This is a genomic window from Streptomyces glaucescens (assembly GCF_002154375.1).
GTDB lineage: Bacteria > Actinomycetota > Actinomycetes > Streptomycetales > Streptomycetaceae > Streptomyces > Streptomyces glaucescens.
Map to the genome: position 1 here is coordinate 1 of NZ_MUND01000407.1, position 8993 is coordinate 8993.

An 8993-nucleotide genomic window follows, 5' to 3' on the forward strand; every position below is an offset into this window, starting at 1 on the left:
TGATCGCCGCGGCCGTCGGCTGCGGGCTGCCGGTGGAGCAGCCGGAGGCGACGATGGTGCTGGTGTGCGGCGCGGCGGCCACGCAGGTCGCGGTGCTGTCCCTCGGGTCGATCGTCACCGCGGTGCGGATTCCGGTGGGCGGCGAGGCCGTGGATCACGCGATCGTGCAGCATCTGCGGCACGAGCACGAGCTGATGCTGCCGAGTCAGTCGGTACGGCCGCTGCACGTCGCCCTGTCCGGGAACGGCCTGACCCCCCACGGCCCGGCGTCCACGGAGATCCACGGGCGGGACGTGGCGACGGGTCTCGCCCGGTCGGTGCAGGTGGACACCGCGGCGGTACGGGACGCCATCCAGACTCCGCTGACCGCGGTGCTCGACGGGATCGGCAAGGTGCTGCGGGACTGCCCGCCGGACCTGGTCGCGGACCTCGCCGACCGGGGGATCATGATGGTCGGCGGGAGTGCGCTGCTGCCGGGGCTCGACCAGATGCTGCGTCAGGCGACGGGGATGCCGGTGCACATCGCCGAGCGGCCCGACGTGTGCGCGGTGCAGGGGCTGGGCGCGATGCTGGAGGGCAAGATCGAGCCGCTGGTCCTGGACCCGCTGGCGCCCTGAGGCACCGGTGCGTCCCGGCCGGGGTCCGGGTCAGAGCGCGAACCAGCAGCGCACGGTCGTGCCCTCGTCCCCGTTGTGCAGCCGCACCAGGTCGGCGACGAGGTTCACCAGCAGCAGTCCGCGTCCGCCGCGCTGGTCCTGCGGGGCGGGCCGGCGTCCGGCCAGCGGGTCCGCGAGGCGGCCCTTGTCGCGCACCTCGCACACCACGTACCGGTCCTGCGCCCACACCCGCACGGTGCCGGTGCCGCCGCCGTGCACCACGCTGTTGGTGGTCAGCTCGGCGGTGACGAGGGCCAGGTCGCCGAGCCGGATGCCGGTGAGGCCGAGGCGCTCGGCCTCGGCGGTGACGGTGTGCCGGGCGTCGGGCAGTGTCTCGGCGTCGAACGTGAACGTCAGCGCGTCGGCCACGACGGGCAGCGGCTCGTTGTAGCGGGCCACGACACCGTCGGGGTCGTAGGCGTCGCTGATCCGTTGCGCCGTCGTGCCGGTGCCCGCGTGCACGACCGTGGGGTGGGTGGCGTAGGCGTCGGCGAGCACGTCGGCGTCGAGGCGGTTCAGGTCGTACGGGCACAGGATGGTCACGGCGCGGCCGGTGAAGGCGGCGTTGATCAGCGCCTCGTGCTGGACACAGGCCGGGTACTCGGTGGCGGAGCGGCCCGCCCAGATCGGCTCGCCGATGATCCGCACCCGTCGGCCGTCCGGCTGGGCGTCGGCGAAGGCGCGCAGTACACCGGGGATGATCCGGCCGGGGTTGCGGCCCGCCTCGCGCATGTCGAGCAGCCGCACGTCCGCGGCGGCGTCGCCCAGCCCTTCCCGGATCAGCCGCAGCCGCTCTCCGGGGACGGCGACGGCGACCGGCTCCCCGGCGGCGAGGCCGTCGAGGACGAAGGGGACGGTGCCGGCCAGGTACTCCCGCTCGTCACCGTAGAAGAGGGCGGGGTGGACGAACGGGTCCTCGGCGCGGTGCACGGTTCGGGCTCCCATGGCATCGCCGCCCATGGCATCGGCAGTCACATCGACACCTCGATCGCCGGGAAGCCGGGCCAGAGCAGTTCCAGGGTGCGGCACAGGGCAGGCGGCGGCCGGTGCAGCACGAGCCGGCTGTCGGGGGGCAGCCGCCGGGCGGCGGCCACGAGCGCCCCGGCACCCGCGACATCGACGAAGGTCACGGCGGACAGCTCCACATGGCACACCTCCTCGCCCTGCTGCACGATCCCCTCCAGCGCCCGCTCCCAGACCTGGCGGGTGGAGAGCCCCACTTCGCCGGCCGCCCGCACACCGCGCCGTTCGGCCAGCGGGGAAATTGTCAACGGCACGCCGCCTCCCCCACTCTCCCGGACGTCAACGCTCGTACCCGCGCCCGGCGGGGACCATGCCCGGCCCGCCGCCGGGGACGGGTGTACCGCGCCTCGCGCCGGGAAGGCGCACGGTACCGCGAAGAGAGACGCCCGACGGTTGAGAACGGTTGAGCCGAACGGACGAGAACAGTTGAGTCGAGGACGCTTGTGAGGAACGCCGAGTCGAACCCGCTGATCATCGAGAGCCGTACGGACGACACCGGCCGGGCCCTGCTCGCCGTGCGCGGCGAGCTCGTGCACGGCTGCGACGAGGCGCTGGCCCGGGCGCTGGCCGGGCTGCCCGCCGGCATCCGCCGCGTCGAAGTGGACATGTCCGGCGTGGACTTCATGGACACGGCCGGCCGCCGCTTCCTGGACCTGCTGCGGGAGTACGGCGAGCGCCACATGATCCCCGTGGCGGCGGTGAACTGGCGCGGCCAGCCGCGGGACTTCTGGGAGCTGTGCCGGGAGGTGGAGCAGCTGCGTCGCGCGATGGCGACGCGCCCGGTCATCGACCAGGCCCGCGGCATCCTGATGGCCACCCACGCCTGCACCTCCCACGAGGCCTGGGAGATCCTGCGCGAGGCCTCCCAGCTCTCCAACACAAAGCTTCGCACGGTCGCCGCGTCGGTCACCGCGAGCGCGGAGGACGCGTCCACGGCGCCTCCGGAGGATGTCGATCGGGCCCTGCGGACGGCGGTCGCGCGCGTCCGCGGATGAGTACGGGTGTGCGGAGCCACCCCTCCCGCACCGCGGGCGAGCATCGGGCGAGCAGCCGGTCCCGGGCGTGTCGATGCCCCGTTCCCCCGACCCGAGGGTGCAGGGTTGATGCAGGTCAGAACGTTCCTGCACCACCCTGCGGTGGTGGGGCGGGTGGGACTCGAACCCACGGCCGACGGATTATGAGTCCGCTGCTCTAACCGGCTGAGCTACCGCCCCTCACGGCGCGTCGCGCACATTTGTGCGCGCCGTCTGCCGCAGCATAGCCGCTCATACGATCTCCTGCTCCGGCACGGTCGGCTTCGCACGACCATGAGGACTCCGCCACGGCCCGGACGGTTCCACCGGACATGAAAAAGGACCCCGGAGGGTCCTCGTTCAGCATGCTCCCCCGACTGGACTCGAACCAGTAACCTGCCGGTTAACAGCCGGCTGCTCTGCCAATTGAGCTACGGAGGACCGAGCTCCCCCGACTGGACTCGAACCAGTAACCTGCCGGTTAACAGCCGGCTGCTCTGCCAATTGAGCTACGGAGGAATGCCTCGTTGCATCGAACGTGGCTACCTGGGTATCCGCCAGGGGGCGCTCGCTCGCTGCGACACATACATTAGCGCAAGCAGGGGGGTGCTTCGCCAATCGGTACCTCCGGGCCGGATGTCGCACCGGAACCGTGCCAGGGACTACGCAAGGAAAGGGTGGCCGCCATGCGTTACCGGCTCACGTTCGTCGTCGGACTCGCTCTGGGCTACGTGCTCGGCACACGCGCCGGACGCGAACGCTACGAACAGCTGATGAAGTCGGCCCGGCAGATCGCACAGAACCCAACCGTCCGCAACACCGCGGAGAGCGCCGCCCAGCAGGGCCGCCAGTTCGCGGGCAAGGCCTATCACGTGGTCAGCGACAAGGTCGGCGACCGCGTTCCCGACCGTTTCCGCCACAACGGCCAGGACGACGACTGGGGCACCAGCACCACCTAGGAATCCCGTGGAGGGGCGCGGGGGACGGCGCGGGCGAACCGCACCACCCGCGCCCCGACAGACCACAGGCACCGCTACGGCACAATCTGTTGCATGGGGATAGTCGCCGGGCTGGACAGTTCACCCGATTTCACGCGGATCGTCGTCTGCGACACGGACACGGGGGCCGTACTCAGGCAGGGGTATGCCCCGCACCCGTTGGAGAGCCCCGACGGCGGTCGCCCCAGCGACATGGACCCGCAGTCGTGGCTGCTGTCGCTCGGCGAGGCGGCCGGCGGCGGCCTGCTGGAGGGCGTCCAGGCGATCGGCGTCTCCGCACAGGCGAACGCGGTCGTCCCGCTCGACGCGCAGGGCAACACCGTCCGCCCGGCCATGGTCGGCGGTGACAAGCGGGCGCAGGTCGCGGCGGCCGATCTGATCGACGCGCTCGGCGGCCGGGAGGCCTGGGCGCAGGCCGTGGGCTGTGTCCCGCAGGCCGCGCACCCGGTGACCAAGCTGCGCTGGCTGGCGAAGACCGAGCCGGAGGCCGCCGCGCGCACCACCGTGCTGCTCCAGGCGCACGACTGGCTGGTCTGGCAGCTGCTCGGCCGGCCGGTGCGCAGGACCACCGACCGCGGCGGCGCCTCCGGCACCGGCTACTGGTCGGCGGCCGCCGGCGGCTACCGGCCCGAGCTGGTGGAGCTGGCCCTCGGCCACCAGGCGATGCTGCCGGAGGTGATCGGACCGTCGGACGCGGCCGGTACGACCCCGGAGGGGCTGCTGATCTCCGCCGGGACCGTGGAGACCATGGCCGCCGCGTTCGGGCTGGGGCTGGGCCTCGGGGACGCGGTCGTCTCGCTCGGCGCCTCCGGGTCCGTGATGGCCGTGCATCCCGAGGCGCTGCACGATCCGACGGGGACGATCACCTCGCTGGCCGACGCGACCGGGATGCATCTGCCGGTCGTGACGACGCTGAACGCGGTGCGCGCCCTGCGCGGCACCGCCGAGCTGCTGGGCCTGCCGGATCTGGAGAGCCTGTCCGATCTGGCGCTGAAGTCGACGCCGGGCGCCCACGGGCTGGTGCTGCTGCCGTATCTGGAGGGCGAGCGGACGCCGGCGCTGCCGCACACGGCGGGCACGCTGGCGGGCCTGCGGCGGGAGTCGATGAAGCCGGAGCATCTGGCGCGAGCCGCGTTCGAGGGCATGCTGTGCGGGCTGGCCGACGCGCTGGACGTGCTGCGCGGGCGGGGCGTGGAGGTGCGGCGGATCTTCCTGCTGGGCCCGGCGGCCGAGCTGCCCGCCGTGCAGGCCTCGGCGCCCTCCCTGTTCGGCGCGCAGGTCGTCGTGCCGCAGCCCGCCGACTACGCGGCCCTGGGTGCCGCGCGGCAGGCCGCGTGGGCGTTGGGCGTGTCGCAGGGCACGCTCGACCCGCGCACCCCGCCGGCCTGGCAGGGGGCGGTGGCGCAGGTGCTGGAGCCCGGTGAGGACCTGGCGGTGGGGCAGGCGGTGCGGCAGCAGTTCGTGTCGGTGCGGGAGCAGACCCATCCGGGGGCGTTCCGGGCGTAACGGCCGCCTGTTGGGTTAATCGGTTGAGGTAACGCGGGTGGAGTGTTCGACGATAGGGGCCAGGGGCAACCATCCGGCCCCTCCCGCCGCCGACTCCGAGAGACCAGCGTGCTCATACGACTTCTGCGGACCTATCTCAGGCCCTATCGACAACCCATCACCCTGCTGGTGCTGCTCCAGTTCCTGCAGACCTGCGCGACCCTCTATCTGCCGACCCTGAACGCGGACATCATCGACAACGGCGTCGTGCTCGGCGACACCGGCTACATCCTGTCCTTCGGCGCCGTGATGATCGGCATCTCGCTCGCGCAGGTCGTCTGCAACATCGGTGCCGTGTACTACGGCGCGCGTACGGCCGCGGCGCTGGGCCGGGACGTGCGGGCCGCCGTCTTCGACCGGGTGCAGTCCTTCTCCGCCCGGGAGGTCGGCCACTTCGGCGCGCCCTCGCTGATCACCCGGACCACCAACGACGTCCAGCAGGTGCAGATGCTGGCCCTGATGACGTTCACCCTGATGGTGTCCGCGCCGATCATGTGTGCGGGCGGCATCGTGCTGGCGCTGGGGCTCGATGTGCCGCTGTCGGGGGTGCTGGTCGCCGTCGTGCCGGTGCTCGGCATCGCGGTGACGCTGATCGTGCGCCGGCTGCGGCCGCTGTTCCGGACCATGCAGGAGCGGCTGGACACGGTGAACCGGGTGCTGCGCGAGCAGATCACCGGCAACCGGGTGATCCGCGCCTTCGTCCGCGACGAGTACGAGCAGCAGCGGTTCAGGAGGGCGAACGCCGAGCTGACCGACATGTCGCTGGCCACCGGCAATCTGCTCGCGCTGATGTTCCCGATCGTCATGACGGTGGTGAACCTGTCGTCCATCGCGGTGGTGTGGTTCGGCGCGCACCGGATCGACAGCGGCGGGATGCAGATCGGTGATCTGACCGCGTTCCTCGCCTATCTCATGCAGATCGTCATGTCCGTGATGATGGCCACCTTCATGTTCATGATGGTGCCGCGCGCGGAGGTCTGCGCCGAGCGCATCCAGGAGGTGCTGGACACCTCCTCCAGCGTGGTCCCGCCGACGGCGCCGGTGACGGAGCTGCGCCGGCACGGGCACCTGGAGATCCGGGGGGCGGGCTTCCGCTATCCCGGCGCCGAGGAGCCGGTTCTCAAGGGCATCGGCCTGACCGCCCGCCCGGGCGAGACCACGGCGGTGATCGGCTCGACGGGCAGCGGCAAGTCCACCCTGCTGGGGCTGGTGCCCCGGCTGTTCGACGCGACCGACGGAGAGGTCCTCGTGGACGGCGAGGACGTGCGCACCATCGACCCGAAGCTGCTGGCGAAGACCGTCGGGCTGGTCCCGCAGAAGCCGTACCTGTTCGCGGGCACGGTCGCCACCAACCTGCGCTACGGCAACCCGGACGCCACCGACGAGGAGCTGTGGCACGCGCTGGAGGTGGCGCAGGCCAAGGACTTCGTGGAACGGCTGGAGAACGGCCTCGACTCCCCCATCGCCCAGGGCGGCACCAACGTCTCCGGCGGCCAGCGCCAGCGCCTCGCCATCGCGCGCACCCTGGTCCAGCGCCCGGAGATCTACCTCTTCGACGACTCCTTCTCCGCCCTCGACTACGCCACCGACGCGGCCCTGCGCGCCGCGCTCGCCCGGGAGACCGCCGACGCGACCGTGGTGATCGTCGCCCAGCGGGTGGCCACCATCCGCGACGCCGACCGGATCGTCGTCCTCGACGAGGGCCGGGTGGTCGGCACCGGACAGCACCACGAGCTGATGGCGGACAACGAGACCTACCGGGAGATCGTGCTCTCCCAGCTGACGGAAGCGGAGGCTGCCTGATGGCAGGGCCCATGGGGCGGATGATGGCCGGGACCGGACCGGACCACCGCTCGCTGGACTTCAAGGGGTCGGGCCGGCGGCTCGCCGCCCGGTTCCGGCCGGAGCGGTTCACCCTCTACGCGCTCCTGCTCTGCGTGGTGATCAGCGTCGGCCTGTCGGTGGCCGGCCCGAAGATCCTCGGCGAGGCGACCGACCTGGTCTTCGCGGGGATCGTCGGCCGCGAGATGGAGCCGGGCGCCACCAAGGAGCAGGCGCTCCAGGCGATGCGGGAGCGCGGCGACGGGGACATCGCCGACATGCTCCGCTCCACCGACTTCACCCCCGGCGAGGGCATCGACTTCACCGCCGTCGGGAACGTGCTGCTGTTCGCGCTCGCCGTGTTCGCGGTCGCCGGGCTGCTGATGGCGGTGGCGACCCGGCTGGTGAACCGGGTCGTGAACCGGACGATGTACCGGATGCGCGAGGACGTGCAGACGAAGCTGTCCCGGCTGCCGCTGTCGTACTTCGACAAGCGGCAGCGCGGCGAGGTGCTGTCCCGCGCCACCAACGACATCGACAACATCGGGCAGACGCTGCAGCAGTCGATGGGGCAGCTGATCAACTCGCTGCTGACCATCATCGGCGTGCTCGCCATGATGTTCTGGGTGTCGTGGATCCTGGCGCTCGTCGCCCTGGTGACGGTGCCGCTGTCGCTGTACGTGGCGACGTACGTCGGCAAGCGGTCGCAGCCGCACTTCGTGCAGCAGTGGCGCTCCACCGGCACGCTCAACGCGCACATCGAGGAGATGTACACCGGGCACACCCTGGTGAAGGTGTTCGGGCGGCAGGACGAGTCGGCGCAGCAGTTCGCCGAGCAGAACGAGGCGCTGTACGAGGCCGGGTTCAGGGCCCAGTTCAACAGCGGCGTCATGCAGCCGCTGATGATGTTCGTGTCCAACCTGAACTACGTGCTGGTGGCCGTCGTCGGCGGGCTGCGGGTGGCTTCGGGATCGCTGTCGATCGGCGATGTGCAGGCGTTCATCCAGTACTCGCGGCAGTTCTCGATGCCGCTGACGCAGATCGCGTCCATGGCGAACCTGGTGCAGTCCGGTGTGGCGTCGGCCGAGCGGATCTTCGAACTCCTCGACGCGGAGGAGCAGTCGGCGGACCCGGTGCCCGGGGTGCGGCCGGAGGAACTGCGCGGGCGGGTCGCGCTGGAGGGCGTGTCCTTCCGCTACGACCCGGAGAAGCCGCTGATCGAGGACCTCACGCTGACCGTGGAGCCGGGGCAGACGGTGGCGATCGTCGGCCCGACCGGCGCGGGCAAGACCACGCTGGTGAACCTGCTGATGCGGTTCTACGAGGTGTCCGGCGGGCGGATCACGCTCGACGGGGTCGACATAGCGACGATGTCCCGGGACGAACTGCGCGCCGGGATCGGCATGGTGCTCCAGGACACCTGGCTGTTCGGCGGCACCATCGCGGAGAACATCGCCTACGGCGCGGCCCGGAAGGTCACCCGCGGCGAGATCGAGGAGGCGGCGCGGGCGGCCCACGCCGACCGGTTCATCCGCACCCTGCCCGACGGCTACGACACCGTGATCGACGACGAGGGCTCGGGCGTCAGCGCCGGTGAGAAGCAGCTCATCACCATCGCGCGGGCGTTCCTGTCCGACCCGGTGATCCTGGTGCTCGACGAGGCGACCAGCTCCGTCGACACCCGCACCGAGGTGCTGATCCAGAAGGCGATGGCCAAGCTGGCGCACGGGCGGACGTCGTTCGTCATCGCGCACCGGCTGTCGACCATCCGGGACGCCGACACGATCCTGGTGATGGAGAACGGGTCGATCGTCGAGCAGGGCGCGCACACCGAACTGCTGGCGGCGGACGGGGCGTACGCGCGGCTGTACAAGGCGCAGTTCGCGCAGGCGGTGGCCGAGGTGGACTGACCGGGAGGGGCCGCCCGGCCGGGCGGC

General features: G+C 71.5%; 8 protein-coding genes and 3 tRNA genes. 6 read left to right on the forward strand and 5 right to left on the reverse strand.

Annotated elements, in window-relative coordinates:
* Positions 1–617 (forward strand): rod shape-determining protein (locus CCN42_RS25190; RefSeq protein ID WP_211294791.1); only part of this gene is annotated, 617 nt, incomplete at its 5' end.
* Positions 618–647: 30 nt separating this feature from the next.
* Here the strand turns inward: CCN42_RS25190 and CCN42_RS25195 are convergent.
* On the reverse strand, positions 648–1601 hold the full coding sequence (locus tag CCN42_RS25195) for a sensor histidine kinase (RefSeq protein WP_086739053.1): 954 nt from the start codon (positions 1599–1601) through the stop codon (positions 648–650).
* A gap of 26 nt (positions 1602–1627) precedes the next feature.
* Complete coding sequence (locus tag CCN42_RS25200; protein ID WP_086739041.1) at positions 1628–1933, reverse strand: STAS domain-containing protein; 306 nt, start codon at positions 1931–1933, stop codon at positions 1628–1630.
* Between the two features lie 189 nt (positions 1934–2122).
* Here CCN42_RS25200 and CCN42_RS25205 point away from each other — a divergent pair, with 189 nt between their 5' ends.
* Positions 2123–2674, forward strand: coding sequence for an ANTAR domain-containing protein (locus tag CCN42_RS25205; protein WP_086739043.1), 552 nt, complete (start codon positions 2123–2125; stop codon positions 2672–2674).
* Positions 2675–2816: 142 nt separating this feature from the next.
* On the opposite strand, the gene CCN42_RS25210 is transcribed toward CCN42_RS25205, so the two are convergent.
* The 3 genes from CCN42_RS25210 to CCN42_RS25220 all read right to left on the reverse strand — a co-directional run bounded on the left by CCN42_RS25210 (position 2817) and on the right by CCN42_RS25220 (position 3211).
* Positions 2817–2893: transfer RNA gene (locus tag CCN42_RS25210), tRNA-Ile, on the reverse strand.
* A 167-nt stretch (positions 2894–3060) separates the two neighbouring features.
* A tRNA-Asn gene (locus tag CCN42_RS25215) sits at positions 3061–3133 on the reverse strand.
* Positions 3134–3138: 5 nt separating this feature from the next.
* A tRNA-Asn gene (locus tag CCN42_RS25220) sits at positions 3139–3211 on the reverse strand.
* A 167-nt stretch (positions 3212–3378) separates the two neighbouring features.
* Between CCN42_RS25220 and CCN42_RS25225 the strand changes: the two genes are divergently transcribed.
* The 4 genes from CCN42_RS25225 to CCN42_RS25240 all read left to right on the forward strand — a co-directional run bounded on the left by CCN42_RS25225 (position 3379) and on the right by CCN42_RS25240 (position 8966).
* Complete coding sequence (locus CCN42_RS25225; protein ID WP_086739045.1) at positions 3379–3651, forward strand: hypothetical protein; 273 nt, start codon at positions 3379–3381, stop codon at positions 3649–3651.
* 93 nt (positions 3652–3744) lie between these two features.
* Complete coding sequence (locus CCN42_RS25230) at positions 3745–5196, forward strand: xylulokinase (protein WP_086739047.1); 1452 nt, start codon at positions 3745–3747, stop codon at positions 5194–5196.
* A gap of 108 nt (positions 5197–5304) precedes the next feature.
* On the forward strand, positions 5305–7038 hold the full coding sequence (locus CCN42_RS25235; RefSeq protein ID WP_086739049.1) for an ABC transporter ATP-binding protein: 1734 nt from the start codon (positions 5305–5307) through the stop codon (positions 7036–7038).
* Complete coding sequence (locus tag CCN42_RS25240; protein WP_086739051.1) at positions 7038–8966, forward strand: ABC transporter ATP-binding protein; 1929 nt, start codon at positions 7038–7040, stop codon at positions 8964–8966. The genes CCN42_RS25235 and CCN42_RS25240 overlap by 1 nt, the downstream gene beginning before the upstream one ends.
* Positions 8967–8993: the final 27 nt, after the last annotated feature.